The organism is Acinetobacter sp. AR_0276, from assembly GCF_003000705.1.
In the GTDB taxonomy this organism is placed as follows: domain Bacteria; phylum Pseudomonadota; class Gammaproteobacteria; order Pseudomonadales; family Moraxellaceae; genus Acinetobacter; species Acinetobacter nosocomialis.
Genome location: NZ_PSQO01000004.1, coordinates 1,471,027 through 1,495,078 on the forward strand (window position 1 = coordinate 1,471,027; position 24,052 = coordinate 1,495,078).

The 24,052-nt window shown below is 40.6% G+C and carries 18 protein-coding genes; 1 reads left to right on the forward strand and 17 read right to left on the reverse strand.

Features of this window, described 5'->3' with window-relative positions; genetic code table 11:
• Window positions 1–39 precede the first annotated feature (39 nt).
• From gltB to CSB87_RS07920, 9 genes are all read right to left on the reverse strand, one after another.
• Window positions 40–4,515, reverse strand: a complete 4,476-nt coding sequence (gltB, locus tag CSB87_RS07880) for a glutamate synthase large subunit (RefSeq protein WP_171057467.1) — start codon at window positions 4,513–4,515, stop codon at window positions 40–42.
• Window positions 4,516–4,977: 462 nt separating this feature from the next.
• Window positions 4,978–5,853, reverse strand: a complete 876-nt coding sequence (locus CSB87_RS07885) for a hypothetical protein (protein WP_031953432.1) — start codon at window positions 5,851–5,853, stop codon at window positions 4,978–4,980.
• Between the two features lie 15 nt (window positions 5,854–5,868).
• Entirely contained in the window at window positions 5,869–6,951 is a 1,083-nt protein-coding gene (aroB, locus tag CSB87_RS07890; protein ID WP_004884725.1) for a 3-dehydroquinate synthase, read from the reverse strand.
• A 28-nt stretch (window positions 6,952–6,979) separates the two neighbouring features.
• Complete coding sequence (gene aroK / locus CSB87_RS07895) at window positions 6,980–7,549, reverse strand: shikimate kinase AroK (protein WP_031953433.1); 570 nt, start codon at window positions 7,547–7,549, stop codon at window positions 6,980–6,982.
• An 11-nt stretch (window positions 7,550–7,560) separates the two neighbouring features.
• The gene (gene pilQ / locus CSB87_RS07900; RefSeq protein WP_031953434.1) at window positions 7,561–9,726 is read right to left on the reverse strand and encodes a type IV pilus secretin PilQ; all 2,166 of its coding nucleotides are present in this window, start codon (window positions 9,724–9,726) and stop codon (window positions 7,561–7,563) included.
• 62 nt (window positions 9,727–9,788) lie between these two features.
• Window positions 9,789–10,316: a pilus assembly protein PilP gene (locus tag CSB87_RS07905; protein WP_006582542.1), complete on the reverse strand. Its 528-nt coding sequence runs from the start codon at window positions 10,314–10,316 to the stop codon at window positions 9,789–9,791.
• 10 nt (window positions 10,317–10,326) lie between these two features.
• The gene (locus CSB87_RS07910) at window positions 10,327–11,067 is read right to left on the reverse strand and encodes a type 4a pilus biogenesis protein PilO (RefSeq protein ID WP_006581061.1); all 741 of its coding nucleotides are present in this window, start codon (window positions 11,065–11,067) and stop codon (window positions 10,327–10,329) included.
• Window positions 11,064–11,708, reverse strand: a complete 645-nt coding sequence (locus tag CSB87_RS07915) for a PilN domain-containing protein (protein WP_006581060.1) — start codon at window positions 11,706–11,708, stop codon at window positions 11,064–11,066. The genes CSB87_RS07910 and CSB87_RS07915 overlap by 4 nt, the downstream gene beginning before the upstream one ends.
• Window positions 11,708–12,766 (reverse strand): pilus assembly protein PilM, encoded by a 1,059-nt coding sequence (locus CSB87_RS07920; protein WP_031953435.1) that lies wholly within the window; start codon window positions 12,764–12,766, stop codon window positions 11,708–11,710. Before CSB87_RS07920 ends, CSB87_RS07915 begins: the two co-directional genes overlap by 1 nt.
• Before the next feature lie 162 nt (window positions 12,767–12,928).
• Here CSB87_RS07920 and ponA point away from each other — a divergent pair, with 162 nt between their 5' ends.
• Window positions 12,929–15,487, forward strand: a complete 2,559-nt coding sequence (ponA, locus tag CSB87_RS07925; protein WP_031953436.1) for a penicillin-binding protein PBP1a — start codon at window positions 12,929–12,931, stop codon at window positions 15,485–15,487.
• Between the two features lie 17 nt (window positions 15,488–15,504).
• Here the strand turns inward: ponA and CSB87_RS07930 are convergent, their stop codons facing one another.
• The 8 genes from CSB87_RS07930 to rsmH are packed head-to-tail and all read right to left on the reverse strand — an operon-like array spanning window position 15,505 to window position 23,855.
• Window positions 15,505–16,329, reverse strand: a complete 825-nt coding sequence (locus CSB87_RS07930) for a putative RNA methyltransferase (protein WP_106105057.1) — start codon at window positions 16,327–16,329, stop codon at window positions 15,505–15,507.
• Window positions 16,330–16,331: 2 nt separating this feature from the next.
• Window positions 16,332–16,664, reverse strand: a complete 333-nt coding sequence (locus CSB87_RS07935; protein WP_002051722.1) for a hypothetical protein — start codon at window positions 16,662–16,664, stop codon at window positions 16,332–16,334.
• 60 nt (window positions 16,665–16,724) lie between these two features.
• Entirely contained in the window at window positions 16,725–17,843 is a 1,119-nt protein-coding gene (gene mraY, locus CSB87_RS07940) for a phospho-N-acetylmuramoyl-pentapeptide-transferase (protein ID WP_002051726.1), read from the reverse strand.
• On the reverse strand, window positions 17,844–19,244 hold the full coding sequence (locus CSB87_RS07945; protein ID WP_031953438.1) for a UDP-N-acetylmuramoyl-tripeptide--D-alanyl-D-alanine ligase: 1,401 nt from the start codon (window positions 19,242–19,244) through the stop codon (window positions 17,844–17,846).
• Between the two features lie 8 nt (window positions 19,245–19,252).
• Entirely contained in the window at window positions 19,253–20,752 is a 1,500-nt protein-coding gene (locus tag CSB87_RS07950) for a UDP-N-acetylmuramoyl-L-alanyl-D-glutamate--2,6-diaminopimelate ligase (RefSeq protein ID WP_031953439.1), read from the reverse strand.
• 3 nt (window positions 20,753–20,755) lie between these two features.
• The gene (gene ftsI / locus CSB87_RS07955; RefSeq protein WP_106105058.1) at window positions 20,756–22,588 is read right to left on the reverse strand and encodes a penicillin-binding protein PBP3; all 1,833 of its coding nucleotides are present in this window, start codon (window positions 22,586–22,588) and stop codon (window positions 20,756–20,758) included.
• An 11-nt stretch (window positions 22,589–22,599) separates the two neighbouring features.
• A complete protein-coding gene (locus tag CSB87_RS07960) occupies window positions 22,600–22,932 on the reverse strand; it encodes a cell division protein FtsL (RefSeq protein WP_002051754.1) in 333 nt (110 codons plus the stop codon).
• On the reverse strand, window positions 22,932–23,855 hold the full coding sequence (gene rsmH, locus CSB87_RS07965; RefSeq protein WP_002051672.1) for a 16S rRNA (cytosine(1402)-N(4))-methyltransferase RsmH: 924 nt from the start codon (window positions 23,853–23,855) through the stop codon (window positions 22,932–22,934). Before rsmH ends, CSB87_RS07960 begins: the two co-directional genes overlap by 1 nt.
• Between the last annotated feature and the right edge of the window lie 197 nt (window positions 23,856–24,052).

Consider the following 24,052-nt stretch of genomic DNA (forward strand, 5'->3'; position numbering starts at 1 on the left):
CTGTTGCCCGCACCTGCCTATGTCTTTGCAGTCGTGGAATTATTGTGGATCAGCTTGTGTAGTTTTCAAAAGCGATTGCAAGTTAGCAGCTTTTGGTTTTACAAGCCAGAATTTACGGCTGTAGAAATCGAACTCATTGCGAATTTTATAAGCCCAAGCACTACCAGTTTCTTTAATATGCTCGTCAATAATACGCAACAAGAACTCTTTATGATCTTCCATAGATTCTGTTGAAATACGGGTTAAGTCAATTAACTCGTGGTTGTAGTAATCTACAAAGTCATTATCGAGGTCAAGCACATAAGCAAAACCGCCTGTCATACCTGCACCGAAGTTATGACCCACTTTTCCAAGCACAGTCACAACACCACCAGTCATATATTCACAGCAGTGGTCACCTGCACCTTCAATAACAGCAAACGCACCAGAGTTACGAACAGCGAAACGCTCACCTGCCGTACCAGCTGCAAATAACTTACCGCCAGTTGCGCCATATAAACAAGTATTACCAATAATTGCTGTATTTTGTGTTTGGAAAGGCGAACCTTTTGGTGGGAAGATCGAGATACGACCACCCGCCATGCCTTTACCTACATAGTCGTTAGCATCACCTTCAAGACGGATATGTAAACCACCAGCATTCCAAACACCAAGTGACTGACCAGCAGTACCTGTTAGGTTCATTACAACCGGATGTGCTTCCATACCCAAGTTGCCATAGCGACGAGCAATCTCACCCGATACACGTGCACCAATTGAACGGTCACAGTTCACGACATTAAAGTTGAACTGACCGCCTGCACTTGACTCAATTGCAGGAAGCATTTCTGCAACCATTTTCTCAGCCAATACACCTTTATCAAATGGTGCATTACCTTGTACTTCACAGTACTGCGCTTTACCTTCAGCAGCAGGATGAGAAGTTAACAATGCACTTAAATCAAGGTGAGCATGTTTTTCAGTTTCACCCGGTAATACTTCAAGTAAGTCCACACGACCAATTAAGTCTTTAAGTGAAGCTACACCAAGAGCCGCTAACCATTCACGTGTTTCTTCTGCAATAAAGTGGAAGAAGTTAATGAGCATTTGTGGTTCGCCAATATAGTGTTCTTGACGTAAATGGTCTTGTTGAGTTGCAACACCAGTTGCACAGTTGTTTAAGTGGCAAATACGTAGATATTTACAACCTAATGCAATCATTGGTGTTGAACCAAAACCGAAACTCTCAGCACCTAAAATTGCTGCCTTAATAACATCAAGACCAGTCTTTAAACCACCATCAGTTTGTACACGTACTTTGCCACGTAAGTCATTTACACGAAGTGCCTGATGCGCTTCACTCAAGCCAAGCTCCCATGGAGAACCTGCGTGGTGAATTGAAGAAAGCGGAGACGCAGCAGTACCACCGTCATAACCAGAAATGGTAATAAAGTCTGCATATGCTTTAGCAACACCAGCAGCAATCGTACCTACACCCGGTTCAGATACCAACTTCACAGATACCATTGCTTTTGGGTTAACTTGTTTCAAGTCAAAAATCAGTTGCGACAAATCTTCAATTGAGTAAATGTCGTGGTGTGGCGGAGGTGAAATAAGTGTCACACCCGGTACTGAGTAACGTAAACGCGCAATCAAGCCATTCACTTTACCACCTGGTAACTGACCACCTTCACCTGGTTTTGCACCTTGAGCAACTTTAATTTGCAAAACTTCAGCAGAAGTTAAGTAAGCAGGTGTTACACCGAAACGACCAGATGCAATTTGCTTAATTTTCGAGTTACGAATTGTGCCGTAACGTGCAGGATCTTCACCACCCTCACCAGAGTTTGAACGACCACCAATAGTGTTCATCGCAATTGCAATTGCTTCATGTGCTTCTGGAGAAAGCGCACCTAAAGACATGCCTGCCGAGTCGAAACGAGGCAAGATATCTTCAACCGATTCAACTTGTTCAACTGGGATCGGATTAGTTGTTTTTAACTTAAATAAGTCACGAATAGTCGCTACTGGACGGTTATTTACCAATTCAGCATATTCTTTAAAGTCTTCGTATTTACCAGAGCGAACCGCTTTATGTAGTGAGTTAATCACATCTGGGTTAAACGCATGGTACTCTTTACCAAATACGAATTTAAGCAAACCACCCTGATCAATTGGCTTACGACTAGACCAAGCTGTCGCCGCTAATTTTTTCTGGTCATTTTCAAGATCAACAAATGTTGCACCTTGGATACGACTTGGAACGCCTAAGAAACACTGATCTACCACTTCAGATGATAAACCTACTGCTTCAAAAAGCTGACCACCACGGTAAGAAGCTACTGTCGAGATACCCATTTTCGAAAGAACTTTTAACAAGCCTTTCTCAATACCTTTACGGAAGTTTGCTTGTGCATGAATCGGATCACCTAAAAGCTCACCTTTCGCAATCAAGTCATTGATTACGTCATATGCAAGGTATGGGTAAACAGCAGTTGCACCAAAACCAAGTAATACCGCAAATTGGTGTGGATCACGTGCAAAACCAGTTTCAACCATAATATTTGCATCAGTACGCAAACCAGTTTTAATGAGGTAATGGTGTACCGCACCCGTTGCAAGTGCAGCGTTTGCAGGTAAGTAACCCTCACGAATGTTTTTATCAGTTAAAACAATTAGGGTTTTACCATCACGAACAGCTTGTGCAGATTCTTCACAAATACGCGTAATTGCCGCTTGTAAACCTTCTGTTTCAGCATAGTTCAAATCAATATCAACTGCCTCATAACCCGCACGCTCAATTGTACGGATTTGCTGCATTTTTGAATTTGACAATACAGGGCTAGAGATGATGATACGATCAGCATGCTCAGGACCTTGTTCGAATACGTTCTGCTCACGCCCCAAACAGGTTTCAAGTGACATAACAATTGATTCACGCAGTGGGTCAATTGGTGGGTTTGTCACCTGTGCAAACTGTTGACGGAAGTAGTCGGTCACATGACGTACTTGACGAGACAATACAGCCATTGGCGTATCGTCACCCATAGAACCAACAGCTTCCTGACCGCTCTCAGCGATTGGACGTAACAACTGGTCGCGCTCTTCAAATGTCACCATAAACATTTTTTGAGCTGCTTTTAATGCTTCACCAGTTAAACCTTTATCAACAAGTTGCTCTTCAAGTTCTGGGTTTGCATTTAAGCGAATCGCGTGATCACGTAACCACTCACGGTACGGGCGCATGTTTTTCAAATGAGTACTAACATCTTTAGTATCAAGTACTTTACCTGTTAAAGTATCGACTACCAAGATTTGACCAGGACCTACACGCCCCTTAGAAACTACGTCTTCAGGTTCATAGCCCCAAACACCAATTTCAGATGCTAAGGTAATATAATCATTTTTAGTAATTACCCAACGTGCAGGGCGCAGGCCATTACGGTCAAGCATACAAATCGCATGGCGGCCATCTTGAATAACAAGACCAGCAGGACCATCCCAAGCTTCCATATGTTTTGAGTTGAATTCATAGAATGCACGCAAGTCTGCATCTAGAGTTTCAACGTTTTGCCATGCTGGCGGTACGAGCATACGTAAAGCACGGAATAAATCCATACCACCGCCCACCAAGATCTCAAGCATATTATCCAAGCTTGAAGAATCCGAACCTGTACGGTTTACAATCGGGTTAAGCTCAGTAAGGCCTGGCAATAATGGGTTTTCAAATTTAGGAGTACGCGCTAACGCCCAGTTACGGTTTGCTGTAATCGTGTTGATTTCACCATTATGCGCAAGGTAACGGAATGGCTGAGCCAAAGGCCAACGCGGTAATGTATTTGTAGAGAAACGTTGGTGGAATACCACGATATGCGATTTTAAGCGCTCATCTGCCAAATCTGTATAGAACTCAGCAATTGCAGCAGGCATCATCAAGCCTTTATAGCTAATAACTGTCGAGCAAAGCGTAGTCACGTAAAATGACGGATCTTTTTGAAGTTGTTGTTCCGCACGGCGACGCGCCAAGAATAACTTACGGTTAAATTCAACCTCAGTTACACCCATTGGACAGTTCACAATGACTTGTTCAAAAGCTGGTAAAGATTGAAGCGCAATTTCACCTAATGCATCGTTATTTGTAGGGACGATACGCCAAGCGAGTACACGTAAACCTTCTGACTCAATTTCTTTTGTTAAAATATTTTTAGAGTGCTGTGCTAATGCAGGATCAATATTTAAAAATACCGTACCCACAGCAAAAATTTCACTTAGTGTAATATCACTTAGTTTTTTTGCTTCATCACGGAAAAATTGCTTTGGCATCGCCAATAATAAGCCGCAACCATCTCCCGTCTTGCCATCTGCGGCAATACCACCACGGTGCGTCATGCAACTTAAACTGTGAATCGCGGTTTCTACTAGATGATGACTTGATTCACCCTTCATATGGGCAATCAGTCCAAAACCACAGTTATCCTTAAACTCATCAGGCTGATATAAACCTTGAGCGGGAGCTACAGTATTAGGCGATGGCATGTGCATAGCGTACCCTTCTTTCAATAAGGCTCTTTCGAGCGTCAAACAAACAACTTCTTTTTGCGATAGTGCCTACGGATGACAGTTAGCTCAATGTTTCGCAAACAAAAAATTTTGGGCTGATAAGCCAATATACGCTGTTCCATTTTTACGTACACTGGTTTTTGCTAGAAAAATGTTTTGACTTATTTCGCACTCTTTTAAAGCAGTTGGACCCCACGCCTCTGCATAGAATTCACTTCTTAGAGGGCTAAAATAGTTTGCAGCACATTAATAAGCACAACAATAAAGCAAAAAGTGTGCCATATTGGGAAAATGAGACTAAATCCTTATATTTATTATAAATATAGTTATTTTATTCGCGTTATCATGTTAAAAAATGTCTAAATATGCACCACATCTGATCAAAAAATATTATCATATAATTAGTTTGCACCATTTTCGCGCATATTATTAGATAAATTAATTCCCTTTTGTGCCCTCATTTGTGGCATTTTTCTGCTGTCCCTCATTGATTCGTGTTTGAGGTGTTCTATTAGGCTGATCAATATTAGAATTTGATTGCTGTACATCAACCACATTTCCTTCTGCATCACGACGAATAATCGTAGTTTTTGTAGCTGAATTAGTTGCAGGAGCTTTAGGCTGAGCATTGGCAGTTCCCGTAGCTACTCCTGACATCAATAATGACTCATCAATTGTAGGTAAAGCAGCCGGACGCAGACGTACTTCATAAAGCTGATTATTGCCACCTTTCATCTCATCTGCCCCTAAGTCATTTACCAATGAAGCATAACTTGAGAACTGTTGTGGCTGAGGTTTAACTGACTCAGGTAATTGCAGGTTAATTTGTGTTAATTGCTGAATCGCATCTTCTGAGCGTTTAAACGTGCCATAAACCAACACATACTGCTCTGCTTGTTGTTCCCCACTTAAACGGAAATAAATAAATTTATTACGGTCGGTACGATTTTTTAAAAAGTTTTTAATAATATCTTCATCAGAGGCACGAAATAACTCAAGCGTCCATTGTTTTTTATTTTCATTAATAAACTTTGTACCGCGAAACTCAGGTTCATGCTCACCCGAAGCCACAGTACGTGTAGTTAAATCGAGTGGACGAACCTCATCAGCCAAAGCACCTAGGTTAGGTGTTGTAGCAACTTTCTCTGGTTGAATTTGTACAGGCGCCTCAGAGTCAGCGGACTTTTCAACTTCAACCAGTTTTTTGCTATCTGTAATTACCAAAAAAATAAAAGCAAGCAATAAGCAGGCAATACCACCAACCAACCAGATATATTGTTGAACATTCTGCCAAAGTGTACGTGATACAGTCATGCTTTACCTTATTTGTTATCCGTGTTGATTCGCCAAAATAGCCTGTTTCATCAATTCGACATCAAAGTCCTTGGTAATTACTGCTTGTCCAAGTTGCTTTAACAACACCAAACGTAATTGTCCATTAAGAACTTTTTTGTCATGAGCCATATATCCAAGGAAATCATCCAATGGAATTTGTGGACATGATATCGGCAAATTCGCACGTTGAATGATTTTTTTTGTACGAGCTACATCTTCATTTGAAATCCAGCCCAAACGCTGTGATAAATCTGCTGCCATCACCATACCAGTTGCAACAGCCTCACCATGCAACCAAGTACCATAACCTAGATACGACTCAATCGCATGGCCAAAAGTATGGCCTAAATTAAGTAAAGCGCGTTCACCTTGTTCTTTCTCATCATTCGCAACAATACGCGCTTTATGAGCACATGAACGATAGACAGCTTCTGCAAGTAAATCAGCATCTCTAGAAACAAGGCCATCCATATTTTCTTCAAGCCAAACCAAGAAATCAGCATCACCTAAAAGTGCATATTTGATCACTTCAGCTAAACCGGCCGAAAGCTCACGTTCTGGCAATGTATTCAATTGTGCCATATCAGCTAAAACGACTTGTGGTTGTTGAAAAGCACCTAACATATTCTTGCCAAGCGGATGATTGATTCCTGTTTTTCCGCCAACACTCGAATCGACTTGTGAAAGCAATGTCGTAGGAACCTGTACAAAGTAAACGCCACGTTGGAAACAAGCGGAAGCAAAACCCGCCATATCCCCAATCACGCCACCACCTAAAGCTAAAACTGTACAATCGCGATTAAAGCCGGCTTCAAGCAATGCATCAAAAATTAAATTTAAATGTTGAATATCTTTATATTTTTCGCCGTCAGGTAAAATACAAGTCGCAACCGTTTTACCCAGACTTTTTAATGCTTCTTGATAGTGGCTTAAATATAATGGTGCAACCGTAACATTGCTTACAATCATGACCTGTTGACCATGTATATATGGCTCGAGTAACTGTTTCGGGTCAAGTTGACTACCAATAAAAATAGGATAACGGCGTTCGCCTAATTCAACATGTAAAGTTTGCATGAATTTATAAAACCACTAGTCAGTTCGTCTATTTTAACTTGTTCGCTAGAATAAGTTGCAAAATCTTTTGTGCGAGATCACGTGCAGCACCTTGATTTGTTTCAATCGTATAATGTGCAACTTCTCTATACAGGGGGTCTCTAATCTTTAATAAATCCCGCAATTTTTGTTCAGGATTTTCAACTTGTAATAAGGGTCTGTTTTTATCCCGATAAGTTCTTTGTAGTTGTAATTCAACAGGAGTATATAAATAAATAACGATTCCACGTTGCTTTAAAAATTCTCGGTTAGGTGCTTGAGTAATCGCCCCACCACCCGTAGCAAGCACTAATGCTTTACGTGAAGTGAGCTCATTTAAGACCACAGTTTCACGGGCACGAAATCCAACTTCTCCTTCTTTTTCAAAAATCCAGGGAATAGTCGCCCCTGTTTTGCGCTCAATTTCATGATCACTATCTAAGAATTCACGCCCTAATAGTTCTGCTAAATGACGTCCAACGGTTGTTTTTCCTGCCCCCATGGGCCCTACCAAATAAATATTTGGCAGGGTTTCAAACGCTTTGCTTGGCAAGGCGCCACCTATTTCAATTGCTTTCATTAAAAAATATATTAATGATTTCTAGCTAAAGTGTCATTAACAATTCGTGGTGTTACGAAAATCAATAATTCTTGCTTATCATCAGACTTTACATCTTTTCTAAATAAATGCCCTACAATAGGAATATCACCAAAAAACGGAACTTTGGTTTGAGAATTCGTCGTTGTTTGCTCGAATACACCACCTAAAATAACGGTCTCTCCATTATCAACCAGCACATTGGTATTAATATTATTCTTATTCAGAATTAATTCACCATTTGGGGCCGCACCTGCTACAGAGTCCTTAGAAATATCCAATTTCATTTGAATCTTACCGTCAGGCGTAATACTTGGAGTTACATTTAGGCTTAGTAATGCATCTTTAAATGATGTTGTGGCTGTTGAGCCTGCAGCAGAATTTGTCGTAGTTTGATATGGAACTTGTTGACCTGTTGCTACTTTCGCAGTTTGCTTATCGGCGGTCATCACTTTAGGCGTTGAAATTACTTCACCATAACCATCGGCTTGTAAAGCTGAGAGCTCAAGATCCAACATGAAGTCCGACATACTAATAAGACCAAAGGCAATACTACCGGCAGGATTAGAAACCCCCAAATCAACGTTTAAATTATCTGGGCGCTCAATCGTATATTTATAGCCACCTGTAGTTTCATCTTTTTTAGGTTCGCGCAGATTCCATAAAGTTGTTTCACTACCACCAACCAACAAATTTTTATTATTGGTAATACCTTGCGAAAGAATGCCCCACTTCACACCAAGTTCTTTGGTAAACGACGTAGACGCTCTCACAATACGTGCTTCAACCATAACCTGTTTAACTTGCACATCAAGCAAGTCAATCATTTTTCGAATTTGATCAATCGACTGAGCAGTATCATTAATAATAAGAGTATTAGTTCGGTCATCTTGAGTAATGGTACCGCGAGGGCTAAGTAAACTACCCACATTATTCCCAAGACTATCAACGCCAGTATTTAAATTGGTTGAAGTTGAAGTTCCTCCACCAGAAGTATGTTGTAAGCCATTACTATTATTTGAGCCTTGAGTAATTAAACCCATAATATCGCCAGCTTTAGCGTATTTAAGTTGAATATACTCTGTCTGTAACGGAGCAAGTTTTACACTTTGCGCTACAGCTTTTGCTTCTTCCTCTTCCGCTTTAATCAACTCTGCAACAGGAGCAATCCAAATCACATTCCCATTACGACGTTTATCAAGATTTTTAGTTTTTAAAATAATATCCAGAGCCTGATCCCAAGGTACGTCTTTCAAACGTAGCGTGATATTACCTTGCACACTATCAGCAGCCACCATATTGATTCCAGTAAAATCAGCAAGGAGCTGTAAAACACGGCGCACTTCGATGTCTTGAAAATCTAGCGAAAGCTTATTTCCAGAATAATTTGGCGTTTTATATAAAGAAGTTACATTTTTATCTTGTGGTCGTTTCAAACTGATTGTGAGCTTATTTTCAGCCTGATATGCCATGTATTCGTAGCTACCAGATGACTGAATAGTAATTACACCAGCACCTTTATCATTATAAGCATCAATACTTGAGACTGGTGTTGCAAAATCATTTACATTTAGACGACGCGCCAAATGTGCCGGAATTTTTGTACCTAAAGTTCTTATAACAACTTTACTGCCTTGTTGTTGAACATCTACAGGTGTATTACTTCCCAAAAGATCCACAACAACTAAACCTTCTCCCTGACTACCGCGCTGAAATCCAATGTTTGAAATACCTTGTGGTTGTGCAGTAACTACTGGTACAGGTTTATTATTCGGTTGGACCGAATTAATTTTTAAAATGAAAGTATTACCTTCCACACGTGTTGTAAACGCTCCAGCATCTTTTAAATTTACAGTCAAACGTGAACGTTGATCATCTGAAGTTACATCTACAGAGCTTGCTTCATTGGTTGCAACAGCAATTTTAGACTGTTTTAAACTTTGTTGAGCTTTATCAAAATCTAATATTAAACGTGACGGATTTTCAAGTTGGTAAGCCTGCGGCTGTGGTGGCAATCCATTAAATATAACTCTAATTTCTGTGCCCTGACCTGCAACTTGCGTTGGTACTATATTGGTCATGCTGACCTGTGCAGATGCAGCCTGCATAATTGCAACAGCTACAGCCCCCATAGAAAACTGACGGAATACCTGATTCATTGTCTGACCATCCCCAATTAAATAATCTTTAAAAATACTTTTTCGTTTTTATTCCCTAAGTTTTAGGGTGCAGGCCCAATCAAGACCAAAGTTCTCGGTCTCTCGACATAGCCTTCTCGACCATCTGGCACAATCTCGACCAGATCAATCTGGGTTGGACTAATATGAGTAATACGGCCCTGATTCATGCCCATATAATTACCCACTTGTACCCGTTCAATTTGATGATCCGGTGTCTGAATCAAAGCCAATATTTGACCACGATTATTACGCATGCTTCCTTTCATATTTAAGGCTTCAAGTGCATAGTTTTCTAATGGTTGCGGTGCACGTGAGAAATTTGGATACACTCGCTTCCCGGCCATAATTTTAAGTTCAGCTGCCAGTGAGCTTGGCATAAACGGGCTTTTTAATTGATGAGCAGCATAATTAAATTGTGGTACAGGGGTAAAGATCGGCGCTGGCTCAATAGGGAGCGGTGGCTGATTACGAATACTTGCCATTTGCTGATTGACTGCGTCAATTCTTGAATCACATCCCACAAGAGCGGCACAGGCCAAAACATAAAGAGTAATTTGCTTAATTTTCATCATAACTCTCCTATTTCGGCTGAGCATTAGGGCTAGTTGGTGCAGTCGCCGCTGCAGCCTTAGCTGGTTGTGCCGATGCCTCTGTTGCTCCTATATATCGATAGGTTTTGGCTTTAATAGAATAATTAAGCACAGGAATATCTGACTTACTATCTTTAGCTTGAGCAGCCTCTACAACAAAGTCATGCATCGTCACAATACGTGGCAAAGCAGAGATACTACTTACGAAAGCACCGAAAGCGTGATAGTCGCCTGTTGCTTCGATGGCAATTGGTTGTTCAATAAAAATTTCCTGCTTTACTTCATCCTCTAAACGGATATTTTTAAATTTCAATCCAGAGTTCACACCAGTTAAGTTAATATCCTCAACTAAACTTGGAATCTCTGTTTCTTTCGGCAATTGTTCTAATTGCTGGTTGAAATTTGCCTGCATCTCTTGAAGCTGTACTTGATACTGCTGAAGATTACGTAATTTCGAGTCTTTTTCTCGAAATTCATTTAATAAATTACCTTCCTGAGCTTGGGCATTATCAATTGCTTGTAGCTTTGGCTGAATAGCAACAAAATAACCCAAAGCTAATACAGCAAAGAAAATAAAAATCCAGCAAGTAATTTTTACAGATATTGGCCAACTACCATAGTTGTTCATATCAAGCGTATTAAATTGCTGAAGGAATTTATCGAGATTAAATTTCTTTTTCTTTGAAGCTGATTGCTCTAATGATAATTCTTGCAGTTCATCTTGACTCATTTGGCTGCCCCCGTGTCTTTCGCTACGGCTGGCTTATCAGCATCGTTATTCGTTGTGGTCACGCCCATTTCCCCCAAATCGACAGTCACAACAAAACTGCCATAGTTATCTTCCACCCTAGGAAGAAGAGAACTCGCAGTCTTATCTTTTTTATCTTCATTAGCCAAGAAAGAATTCATAAAAGCATTACGATACCAAGGAGACGATTCAAGGTTACGAAGCAATTCAGCTACCGTATTTGGACTCTCAGCTTTACCCTCGATCGTAAATTTATCCCCCACTCGACTAAATTTGGTTAGATACATTGCTGGTGGCGTGACTCGAACGAGCTCATCAACTAATCGCACCACTACTGGCCGTTGACTCTGCAAATTTTGAATCAACTTCATACGCTCAATAATGGCATCACGCTGCTCTTGTAAACCGTTTAATGCTTTTAATTGCTGATCAAGGTTTTGATTTGTACTTTTAATAAGTTGGTTTGCTTGTTCTTGATCATCTAATTTATGATCAAAATAGAACCATCCACCAAATACGGTTGTAATCCCCAAAACAACCACCCCAAAGCATAAAGTTATAAATTGTTTTTTTCGTTGCTCCCTCAGCTCTTCACGCCAAGGTAATAAGTTAATTGTTGCCATTAATCAAAACTCCTTAAAGCCAAGCCGCATGCCACCATTAAAGATGAAGCATCATTTTCAATTTTTTGAACGTCGACTTGAGGAGAAAAACCCATTTGTAAAAATGGGTTGGCAATAGTGACACGGTAGCCTAATTTTTGTTGCAAAAGCTTGGCAAGACCTGGAATATTCGCATTGCCACCTGCAAGCAAAATATGGTCTATTTCGTTAAATTGAGATGAAGAAAAGAAAAATTGTAATGAGCGGGCCGCCTGCTGAACCACAGCATCTAGAAATGGATCTAGTATCTCAATTTCATAATCATCTGGCAAAGTGCGGTCTTTTTTAGCTCGGCTTGCTTCTTCTAGAGAGAGGCCATAACGACTTTGAATTTCGAGCGTAAGTTGCTTACCACCAAAAACCTGCTCACGAGTATAAATAATCTTGCCATTTTGCATGACCGATAGTGTTGTCATGGTATGGCCGATATCTAAAATTCCTATCGTATTTGCGCCCATCGGCAAGCTATCAGCAAACACACTAAAAGCACGTTCGACTGCATAACTCTCGACATCTGCCAGTTTAGGATTCAAATCTGCCAATTCAAGAACTTCAACACGTGTTTCAACGTTTTCCGTTCTTGTTGCGACCAAAAGAACATTTACTCGATTTGGATTCAGCAAGCGATCAGGCAAAACCTCAAAATCAAGGCTCACCTCATCCAACGGGAACGGTATGTACTGCTCCGCATCTACACGAATCTGAACTTCACGTTCGTCATCGCTCATATCTGCATCCATTTCGATAGTTTTATGAATAACCGTCGATGTTGGAACAGCAATTGCAGCATTAGTGGTTTGGGGATTTGCTAAATTCATCGCCCGTTCCAAAGCTTCTGCTACTGCTTCTGGATTTAAGATATTTTTTTCAACTACACTGTTTTCAGGTAAAGGCATCAAAGCATAGCTTTCTACCCAATATTTACCGTTCTTGACAGAGAGCTCTAACAACTTAACAGAAGTCGAACTAATATCGACGCCCATTAACCCCTTATTAGGTTTACGATATAACCTGAGCACACTATTGTCCTATTATTTTTTTATCCCCAAAAAAAAATTACAAACCAATAATCTCGGTCTTTATTTTTACACGGATACAATATCTCATCTAACAATCCGCATGTCTAAAGGCTATACTGACCACAATTAGTTTGTATTCGATCTTATTAAAGCTTACTTATCATGAAAAAGCTATCCAGTTTGGGCTTCGTGCGTCCAATTTTTTTGATCATTATTATTATCTTAGTCTCACTTCCGATGGGATTTTATGGCATGTATCTCTATATTGCCCCAACCCTCCCGGAAATGAGTTCACTAAAAAAAGCACCGCTTTTAAAGCCCTTGCAAGTCTATACAGCCGACAACCAACTTATTGCTGAGTACGGTGGTAAACTTTCTATTCCTGTTGAATACAAACAAATTCCTCCTACGTTTATTCATGCATTCCTAGCAGCAGAAGATTCTTCTTTCTTCGAACACAGCGGCATTAGCTTTAAAGGTTTAGGCCGTGCTTTAAGTGAAAGTGTTACTGGGTCTGATGTGCAAACAGGTGGTTCTACCATCACAATGCAGGTTGCAAAAAACTATTATTTAAGCCCAGAAAGAACTTTAAAACGCAAACTAACCGAAATCTTTTTGGCCCGAAAAATTGAACAAAACTTATCTAAAGAAGACATCTTAAGTCTTTATGTGAATAAGATTTTCTTGGGTAAAAATGCTTACGGTATCGCAGCTGCTGCAAAAATTTACTATAACAAGAGTATTAATGAGCTCAGCATTGCTCAAATGGCTATGATTTCTGGCTTACCGAAAGCACCATCTAAATACAACCCAGTGGTTAACCCAGAACGGGCACTTGAACGCCGCAACTGGATTTTAGGCCGTATGTTGCAGCTCGGTTATATTTCTCAAGCAGAGTATCAAAAGGCTGTTGCAGAGCCGATCAACTTGAATATGCCCAACCGTGACCTAAATAATATTCACCCATATGCAGGTGAAATGGTCCGCTCAGAGCTTGTAAAACACTTTGGTGAACAAGCAATTGACTCAGGCTATAAGGTTTACACGACCATTAACGCCCAACGTCAGGCTATTGCAGAAAAATCTGTACAAGATGGTTTAGAGGCTTATGACCGTCGTCATGGCTGGCGTGGAGCAGAAGCACATGACAAACCATTAAGCCAATTTAGAGCTTATGCCAACACCTACCCTGCAGAAGTGACTAAAGTAAATAACAACTCTTTTGAAGCGTTAATGCAAGATGGTTCAATAGTCACTGTGCAATGGTCTGGCATGTCTTGGGCCCGCCCCTATCGCAATGCAAATAGCGTAGGTGGAGCACCTTCACGTGCATCTCAGATTGTTAAGGTTAAAGATATTGTTCGTTTACGTCCAAATGAAGCTAAAACTGCATGGTCGTTAGTTCAAGTACCTAAAGTTCAAGGTCAGCTTATCGCAATTAATCCAAATGATGGCTCCATTGAAGCAATTGTTGGTGGTTATAATTTCTATCAATCAAAATTTAACCGTGCTTTACAAGGCTGGCGTCAGCCGGGTTCGACCATCAAACCATTCCTTTATGCTTTAGCATTAGAACGTGGCATGACACCTTATAGCATGGTCAACGATAGCCCGATTACCATTGGTAAGTGGACACCAAAGAACTCTGATGGCCGTTACCTAGGTATGATCCCATTACGCCGAGCTTTGTATTTGTCTCGTAATACCGTCTCTGTAAGACTTTTACAAACTGTAGGGATTGAACGTACTCGTCAGTTATTCATGGATTTTGGTTTACAAGAAGATCAGATTCCACGTAACTACACCATTGCTTTAGGTACACCTCAAGTATTGCCAATTCAGATGGCAACAGGTTATGCAACGTTTGCAAACGGTGGCTACCGTGTCCAACCACATTTCATTCAACGTATTGAAGATGCATACGGTAAAGTGATTTACGAAGCTAAGCCAGAATATGCATGTATTCCATGTATTAATTCACCTGAAACAACTGAAGATGCACAGGCAACTACACCAGATGATCAAGTTGTTGAAGTGACCAATAAAGAGTTGGAACAGAAAGAAAAGGCGGCCAAACAGCTCAACCTAAAACAAACTGATAAGAATAATAGTCAATATCGTCAAGCTCAGCGTATTTTAAAATCAAGCTCTGCTTATGATATGGCAAATATCTTACGTGACGTAATTGAGCATGGTACAGGTCGTGCCGCACTTAAAATTGGCCGTAGTGACTTGGGTGGTAAAACAGGTACAACGAACGACGCAAAAGATGCATGGTTTGCAGGTTTCAACGGCAAGTTAGTCGCAATTACATGGGTCGGCTTTGACCAACCAACAACACTTGGCCGTCGTGAGTATGGTGGTATTGCCGCATTACCAATCTGGATTAACTTTATGGATCAATCTTTAAAAGGTACTCCAGCTTCTTGGGTTCGTTTAGAAAAAGATGCTCAGGCACCTATTTCTCGTGACAAACAAGCTGTCGTTACAGAAATAGGCGATAAGAAAACATATCGTGCTGCACCACCATTAGCACGTCCACTCTATCGTCCTGCACCACCGCAACCGAAAACTAACACCAATAATGACTTTGATGACCTACCTGGTGAGGAAATTGTAATTCCATCTAAGGCAGCACCTCCGGCAATGAAGCCTTCACAAGGAACAGCGCCGAAGCGTGACAAAGATGAATTAGAAAACTTGATTAACCAAATTGAGTAAAAATAAAAAAGCCATCGTTAGATGGCTTTTTTATTACGCTTTTGAAAAAGATAGATTTGAAAAGATGCTGTCACTTTCAGGTGTGATTGCTGTTCTAATTGCATCCGGCGCTCTGGAGATGCCTTATACGCATAAGGCGTCATAGCGATCAGATTCTTTAAAGCTTCTTGGTCAAGTAATAAAGGAGCATCTATAACTTGCTGTTCTTTCAACTCAAATAAATCTTGCAGTTGTTCAACAAACTTTTGCGGTGTGTGCGGATTAACCTGCTCAAATAACGCTTCACGCATTGCATACAGATGATCGGTTGCAGGAGTCACAACAATTAAATACCCATCATCTTTTAAAACGCGCAAAATTTCTGCTTGTGGAATCGGGCTAAAAAGACTCGTACACACATCTATACTTTGATCAATTACAGGTAAAGTTGCTCCTGTACCGACAACCCAAGTCACGTTGGCATTTAACTTTGCAGCACGTTGTACCGCATTTTTTGCAATATCTACACCTATACATTGCTCAACAACCTGTTGCATCGCACTCGTGTAATATCCCTCACCACAGCCAATATCAAGTACAGCTTTAGCTTTAAGATACTTTAGCAAATGAACTACTGCTTGCTGTAAAGGCTCATAATAGCCACCCTGTAAAAAGGCACGGCGTGCATCTACAGACTCAGGAGTATCCCCGGGATTTTTACTGTGTTTATGCTGTACGACATGTAAGTTCACATAACCTTGCTTTGCAATGTCATAGCTATGACCCTGTTCACACCGCCATGTTTTGTTTACCAGCTCAAGTCGCTGACGACATACGGGGCACATTAAATTTTGCGTAGTCACGTTTAATTATTCTCTTGTTCTTTTTGTTGCAAATAAGCCTTAGCGTGCATTCCAACAAATGTGCGGCCTGCATTTGTTCCAGAAACCCATTCATCTACTTCAAACAAATCAAATAATCCCACTTTAATTAAAGTTGGAATTGCGATCTTCAACTCTTCTTCAATTTGCCCTCTTTGTCCGGCATTATAAAGTTCAATATTATGCAGCATTGTCGCGACAGTTCCCGTTTGTACCTGACTACCATCTTTAAGTACAACTTGAGGTAATACTTCCCCATCACTAACCACTTTTTGGTTAATTACAGATAATTGGTCTAGCCCAACAACCTTTGTCATTTACCTCTCCAATAAAAAAAGCCAGTAGAAACTGGCTTTATATTGACACCAAAATAAGTTCTAGCGCAATTTTAAGGTCATTAGGCCTAAAACAACTAGCATAATCGTAATAATCCAGAATCGAATTACAACTTGAGTTTCTTTCCAGCCTTGTTTTTCATAGTGATGGTGTAAAGGTGCCATCAAGAATACGCGCTTATTTCGCATTCGCAACGACCCGATTTGCAGGAATACTGATACAGCCTCCATCACAAAAACACCGCCCATAATCGCAAATACGATTTCTTGGCGTACCATCACAGCAATTGTTCCAAGCATTGCGCCTAAAGCTAAAGCGCCCACATCACCCATAAAGACTTGTGCTGGATGTGCGTTATACCAAAGGAATGCCAAGCCTGCACCAATCATCGCAGAACAGATCACCACAAGCTCAGAGGTATATTTCACATATGGAATATGTAAATAGTTAGCGAAACGGATGTCACCAGATAAATAAGCAAATACACCTAAACCTGAAGCCACCATAACCACCGGCATAATAGCTAAACCATCTAAACCGTCAGTTAAGTTAACCGCATTAGAAGCACCATTAATTACTAAATAGGTGAATACAATAAATGCCAAACCTAACGGAACAATAGAAAGTGGAATTGAAAGATTCTTGAAGAAAGGAATCAATAAATCCAGCATATTTGCTGTGTATTCTGAATTAGATTGTTCAGTTGCAATTAAATATAACGCAATACCAGCACCAAGTGAGGCAATAGAAGTCCAGAAGAATTTCTTACGTGCAGGTAAGCCCGCATTATCTTTATAGCGAATCTTAATCCAGTCATCTGCCCAGCCAACCGCACCGAACACAACCATTACACCAAGTACAATCCAAACATAAGGGTTAGATAAATCAGCCCACAATAAAGTACTAATACCAATTGAGAGTAGAATTAAAATCCCTCCCATTGTCGGTGTACCCATTTTTTTGGCATGATTTTCAGGAGCAAATGAACTTACTGCCTGACCGTATTTTAACGCTTGTAATTTACGAATCATGATTGGTCCGAGAACCAAACCAATGGTCAGTGACGTTAATACACTGAGTAAAGAACGTAATGTTAAATAACGAACAACCTGAAACGAACTGTGATAGCCCGCAAGTTGTTCAAACAACCATAACAGCATTTAAAGTTTCTCCATCAAATCAGCCATCAACGTTTCCATATGAGTAAAGCGAGAACCTTTAAACAGGAAACTCATGGACTGGGGTTGATGTGTTTGGATTAGATTGATTAAAAATGGAAGCGCCTCAGCTTGAGTCTGAAATGCTTTCAATTTAGTAGAATGAAGGCCCGCACCTTCGAGAGCTGCTGAGGCAAACTGCCCAACTGCAATAATATGATCTAAAGGAAGCTGAGCGAGATCGCGACCTAAATCATGATGTTCTTGCCAACTACTATCGCCAAGTTCCCCAATATCCCCCATCACCATGACTTTAATGCCATTTTGTTGAAGTAATACTTGTGCCGCAGCTCGCATAGATGTTGGATTAGCGTTATAAGTATCATCAATAAATAAATGAGGCGCTTTTTGAATAAAGTTCAAACGGCCTTTCGCGCCTTGTGCTTGCTCTAATCCTTTTACAATATCGTCTAGGCTAACACCTAATGCCAAAGCAAATGCTACTGCAGCAGTTGCATTTTGCACATTATGCTCACCTGCAAATGGCAGCCTTACAAAACTTGAACCTTGAGGTGTATGTAACTGGAAATTGGCAGATTGTGGCAACAATTCAATCTCTGTAGCAAAGACATCACCACCAGTACCAAAACTCATAATGTGATGACTTTTTGCTGCTTCACGAATCTCGGTAGTAAAGTCATCTTGTTGCGGAACAATAGCAACACCGTGAGGTAGAATATGACGATAAATTTCTGATTTAGCACGGCAAATACCATCGCGACCACCGAACTCACCTAAGTGAGCAGTCCCAATATTTAAAATGCCAGCGACATGCGGTTGAACAAGTTTTGATGTGTAATCAATTTCACCTTGATGATTTGCCCCAAGTTCCATCACTGCATATTGATGTTCCTTGCGAAGCTCAAGCAGCATCATCGGCACACCAAGGTCATTATTTAAATTGCCTCGGGTAATCAATGTAGGGGCTAAACGAGATAAGATGCTTCCTAGCATTTCTTTAGTGGTGGTTTTACCGCTACTTCCCGTTAAAGCAATAACTTTCAATTGAGCATTTTGTTCACGGCGATACGCACCAAGTTGCCCTAAAGCCAAGCGAGTATCAGCAACTATAAGCTGAGCAATGTTGGCATCTATAGGTTGCTCAACAATAGCGACTTGGCAACCATTTGCAGCGACTTGCGCGACAAAATTATGCGCATCGAAACGTTCACCTTTTAATGCTAAAAAGGCATCCCCACTTTCTGCATGACGCGAGTCAGTCAAAATACGTTTAATTTCAGTTTGAGGGATCTGGTCTTTATGCCAGTAACCCTTTGTTGCCTGTTGTAATTGTTGAGCTGTCCACGGTTCCAAAGGCACGGTACTGGTGGTTGAAGTATGCATAATTTTTCCTATTGTGCAGGGTAAGCAGCATCTACCGTATGATGTTGTGCATCAATCGCAGAACGCACTTCAACCACATCATCAAACCAGTGACGCACACCATTAATTTCTTGATAATTTTCATGACCTTTTCCGGCAATCACCACAATGTCACCAGCTTGAGCGTGCTGTGTAACAAATTTAATTGCTTCACGACGGTCATGAATTTCATGCATACGATGCCCTGAAAAATCTATTCCTTGCTTCATATCAGCAAAGATTTGTTCAGGGTCTTCTGTTCTTGGGTTATCTGAAGTCAGAATAACCGGATTTGCACCATCTAAAGCTGCTTGAGTCATGAGTGGGCGCTTACCACGGTCACGGTCACCACCACATCCAAATACAGCCCAAAGCTGATTCGAAACGTGACGTTTTAATGTTTTAAGCACTTGAATCAATGCATCGGGTGTATGCGCATAATCCACCACAAAAAGTCGCTCATCATCACGAATGACCTGCATTCGGCCTGGTGCGCCAATCAGTTTAGGAACAAAATTAACTAATGCTTTTAAATCGAAACCAGCTTGCTCAGCAGCGATCAGCGCCGCAATCAAGTTTTCAACATTAAAATGACCTAATAATGGACTTTCTACAGTAAATGAACCTTGCTGCCCCACTAAATTAAAGGTTGCACCTGCCAAGCTATAACTTAAATCAGTAATATAATAATCGGCCGTATTTTGAGTAAGCGAATAAGTCAAAATTTTAGGTTGCGCTGGATTATTCTTCGCCGATTTAATCATTAAATCTGCATGTGCATCATCTAGATTAATCACAGCAACTTTTAACGAATTAAACTTGAATAAACGAGCCTTTGCTTCTGCATAAGCTTCTAGCGTGCCATGATAATCGAGGTGATCACGACTTAAGTTACTATAAACAGCAATTTCAATATCACAACCATTTAATCGGCCCTGCTCAAGACCATGCGAACTCGCTTCTAAAGAAGCAAAAGTTGCGCCGTGCTTAGCATAAGCATGTAATTCATTTTGTAACTGCAAAGCATCAAGAGTAGTATGTGTAGAAGGCGTTAAGTCCGGCAAAATACCATTACCAGTCGTTCCCATCACCGCACAGCGCTGCTGTTGCGAACTAATTAACTCAGCAATTAGGCGAGAAATAGTCGTTTTACCATTCGTACCTGTTACAGCAATAATCCGTAATGGTTTAACCGTATCAGTTTGTTGTAAATAACGTTTTTGCCACTCACCCATACGCTGACGCACATCAGAACACACCCACTCATTCGCTACACCTAATTCGGTTTCACTAATTACAGCAAGTGCCCCATTTGTTAAAGCTGCTTCAGCAAATGTGCGTGTTTTTTCAGGTTGGCTATAACTGGTCAAGGCAATAAAAATTTGGCCAGCTTCTACTTTACGACTATCTAAATTAAAGCCATGAAATGGCTGTTGAGGCCATTGTGCATCAATCTCGATTGGATTAATTTCTTGAAAAGAAACAGTCATAGCTTACCTGCGAATAGGATTTTGTGGAGTGTTAAGTGGCTTATCAAGCGGCACGTTCATTAAACGTAGTGACTCTTGCATAATACGAGCGAAAACTGGGGCTGCAACCAAACCACCGTAGTAACGACCTTGTGGATTTTCCACAACCACAATAACAGCTAAACGCGGATCACTAATTGGTGCAACGCCGGCAAATAAAGCACGATATTCACTATTTGAATAGCCTTTACCATCAGCACGCAATTTATGAGCAGTACCTGTTTTACCGCCTACTCGATAGCCTGGAATATTGGCTTGTGTCGCTGTACCACCCGGCATAGTCACTTGCTCAAGCATTAACAAGACTTGATCAGCAATTTTTGGGTTAAGAACTTGCTCTCCTTTAGGTGCCTGATCTAATTTATGCAAGCTTAATGGCATTTTGACGCCATGATTTGCAAGCATGGCATAGCCTTGTGCCAGCTGAAGAATAGTTGCGTTTAGACCATAACCATAAGCCATGGTACCAATTTGAGAAGAGTTTAATTTATTTACAGGAAGTACTAAGCCAGAACTTTCCCCTGGGAACTTCACAGCAGAACGCTTACCAAAACCAACACGATTAAAGAAGGTCGGTAAAGTCTCTTTTGGAAGTGATAATGCAATTTTTGCAGAACCCACGTTTGAAGACTTAATAATCACACCTGTTACGGTCAAAGCCCCATAGTTATGGGTATCACGAATAGTATACCAACCTAAACGCATTGAACCAGGAGAGGTATTTACAATCGTATTTGGTGTGTATTGACCAGTTTCTAATGCAGCAGAAATGGTAAATGGCTTCATGGTTGACCCCGGTTCGAACATATCGATCGCACCACGGTTACGCATAGCATCTTTATTAGACAAGCCATTCTTATCATTCGGGTTATAAGATGGCCAACTGGTCATTGCCAAAATCTCACCCGTTTTAACATCAACCGCAATAGCCGTTGCTGAACGTGCATTATTCGCAACACCCGCTGCGGTCAATTCGCGATACATAATGTACTGTAAACGAGAGTCGATACTTAAAGTGATATTCTCACCCGGCTCGCCCTCACGAATCACCTCAGAAACTTTTAAACGATTACCACGCTTATCACGAATAATTTTTTGTTCGCCATCTACTCCAGAAAGCTGCTTATTCAACTGCATTTCCAGGCCTTCAACACCTTGACCCTCACTATTAGTCAAACCAATAATTTGGGCATTTGGTTGTGGCTGCGGATAATAGCGTTTGTAAGTTTTTTCTGCATAAACCCCTTGGAAGTTACCTTTCATAATGAGGTCAGCTTGTTGCGGCGGTACTTCTTTTTTCAAAACTAAATAACGAGAACGCGGACGCGCATTCATCTGTTTCTTAAGGTCAGCACGATCAACACCGACCACATCGGCAAGCTCATCTAAGTTTAAATTTTTATCTGGTAATTGGCGTTTTAATTTACGATTTTTTGGATCTTGTTTTAGTTCAGCCGAAATTTGATCATATAAATGTTTAGTTTCAAAATAATCACGTGGGTCCATCACAATTTTCATGATTGGACTACTGATCGCTAAAGGTACACCGTGGCGATCACTAATTACGCCACGCATAGCTTCTACACGTTCAGTACGCAAAATATTGGCATTGGCCTTATTTTGTAAAAAGTCCTTATTAATGATCTGAACATAAAATGCACGTGCAATTAATACCACAAAACACAGGAGCACCACTGCCCAGAGCAGATAAAACCGCCACATATCAAAGGCAAGACTTGGTTTTTCCGAAATAGACTGCTGTTTTTTTCGTGTTTGCTTTGTTCGCTTATCTACCATACAGCAAGGCCTTACTTATTTTGCTCTGAGGTCATCGGTAAAGAAATTACCACCGTTTCTGCAGCCGGTGGCGAAAACATTCGTAATTGTGTCACAGCACGCGTACCAATTTGAGCAGTCGCACCAAATGTTTGTTGCTCAATCAATAAACGTCCCCATTCCGCATTGAGGTCATCACGTTCACGCATATAAGAGCTTAACTCTCTATAATCATGACGGTATTCAAATACTTGCAATACCACCATCATGGCACTGATGAAAACCAACGCCACCATGACTGTATATATCACAACTTTTTTGACCACTTTATTTTCTGTGGTTTCGATTTCATCACTGCTTTTCATTACGCGCCTTTTTGTTCCAAGCGTTCAGCAACCCGAAGCCATGCACTACGTGAACGTGGATTCGCTTTTACTTCTTCTTCACTCGCACGAACCCGTGAAATTTTCTTTAATCTTCTCGTATCAACCTGCTGTTGAGGCATCCCCCAACCAGAATCTTCTGCAAGCGTTGATTCTTTTTGAATAAACTGTTTAATCAACCTGTCTTCAAGCGAATGGAAGCTGATCACAGACAAACGTCCCTTTGGTTTAAGCAAGTCTACAGCTTGCGGTAAAAACACTTCAATATCATCTAGTTCTTTGTTAATAGCAATACGAATAGCCTGAAAAGTACGTGTCGCCGGATGCTTATGTTTTTCCCATTTTGGATGGGCTGTTTTTACAAGTTCAGCCAGTTGTGCTGTCGTATCTAATTTTCCAGCTTGTTTAATTGCTTTAGCAATACGGCGACTATATCGTTCTTCACCATATTGATAAATGATATTCGCCAACTGTTCCTCTTCAATTTCAAGTAACCATTCAGCAGCAGTCAAACCTTTAGAGTTATCCATACGCATGTCTAAAGGGCCATCTTGCATAAAACTAAAGCCGCGTTCTGCCTGATCTAATTGAGGAGAAGATACGCCTAAGTCTGCCATAATTCCATCGACACTTTGCACCCCAATTTCCTGCATTTTTTCTTTTATATCAGCAAAACTTGCATGAATAATGGTAAATCTCGGGTCTTCTTGTGCTAAAGCGGCTGCAACTTCTAGAGCCTGAGGATCTTTATCAAAGGCATATACTCGAGCGTTTTCATCGAGTTTCGACAATAATAAGCGTGTATGCCCACCTCGTCCAAAGGTTGCATCGATATACACCCCAGTTGTGCGATCTGCCAATAAGCTTTCAACGGTCTCAAAAAGTAAGACAGAAATATGCGACATAGGAGTTAAATCATAGCGTAAAAATGTAACTGCACATTATCACCTTGTTTACGATGAACACCAAACGGCTTTTTGTAGGAAAATATTAATTTTTCATAGAGAAAACCGTTTTCTTTGCATTTTTTAAGCAAAATAAAAAGCAAGCTCACCTTTTCAGGTTCACTTGCTTCAATATGAAAAGTTTAATTAGTTTTTAA

Coding starts and splice junctions, on each gene's coding strand:
- gltB (WP_171057467.1), bottom strand. CDS start 4,515: ATGCCATCGCCTAATACTGTAGCTCCCGCTCAAGGTTTATATCAGCCT.
- CSB87_RS07885 (WP_031953432.1), bottom strand. CDS start 5,853: ATGACTGTATCACGTACACTTTGGCAGAATGTTCAACAATATATCTGG.
- aroB (WP_004884725.1), bottom strand. CDS start 6,951: ATGCAAACTTTACATGTTGAATTAGGCGAACGCCGTTATCCTATTTTT.
- aroK (WP_031953433.1), bottom strand. CDS start 7,549: ATGAAAGCAATTGAAATAGGTGGCGCCTTGCCAAGCAAAGCGTTTGAA.
- pilQ (WP_031953434.1), bottom strand. CDS start 9,726: ATGAATCAGGTATTCCGTCAGTTTTCTATGGGGGCTGTAGCTGTTGCA.
- CSB87_RS07905 (WP_006582542.1), bottom strand. CDS start 10,316: ATGAAAATTAAGCAAATTACTCTTTATGTTTTGGCCTGTGCCGCTCTT.
- CSB87_RS07910 (WP_006581061.1), bottom strand. CDS start 11,067: ATGAGTCAAGATGAACTGCAAGAATTATCATTAGAGCAATCAGCTTCA.
- CSB87_RS07915 (WP_006581060.1), bottom strand. CDS start 11,708: ATGGCAACAATTAACTTATTACCTTGGCGTGAAGAGCTGAGGGAGCAA.
- ponA (WP_031953436.1), top strand. CDS start 12,929: ATGAAAAAGCTATCCAGTTTGGGCTTCGTGCGTCCAATTTTTTTGATC.
- CSB87_RS07935 (WP_002051722.1), bottom strand. CDS start 16,664: ATGACAAAGGTTGTTGGGCTAGACCAATTATCTGTAATTAACCAAAAA.
- mraY (WP_002051726.1), bottom strand. CDS start 17,843: ATGCTGTTATGGTTGTTTGAACAACTTGCGGGCTATCACAGTTCGTTT.
- CSB87_RS07945 (WP_031953438.1), bottom strand. CDS start 19,244: ATGCATACTTCAACCACCAGTACCGTGCCTTTGGAACCGTGGACAGCT.
- CSB87_RS07950 (WP_031953439.1), bottom strand. CDS start 20,752: ATGACTGTTTCTTTTCAAGAAATTAATCCAATCGAGATTGATGCACAA.
- ftsI (WP_106105058.1), bottom strand. CDS start 22,588: ATGGTAGATAAGCGAACAAAGCAAACACGAAAAAAACAGCAGTCTATT.
- CSB87_RS07960 (WP_002051754.1), bottom strand. CDS start 22,932: ATGAAAAGCAGTGATGAAATCGAAACCACAGAAAATAAAGTGGTCAAA.
- rsmH (WP_002051672.1), bottom strand. CDS start 23,855: ATGTCGCATATTTCTGTCTTACTTTTTGAGACCGTTGAAAGCTTATTG.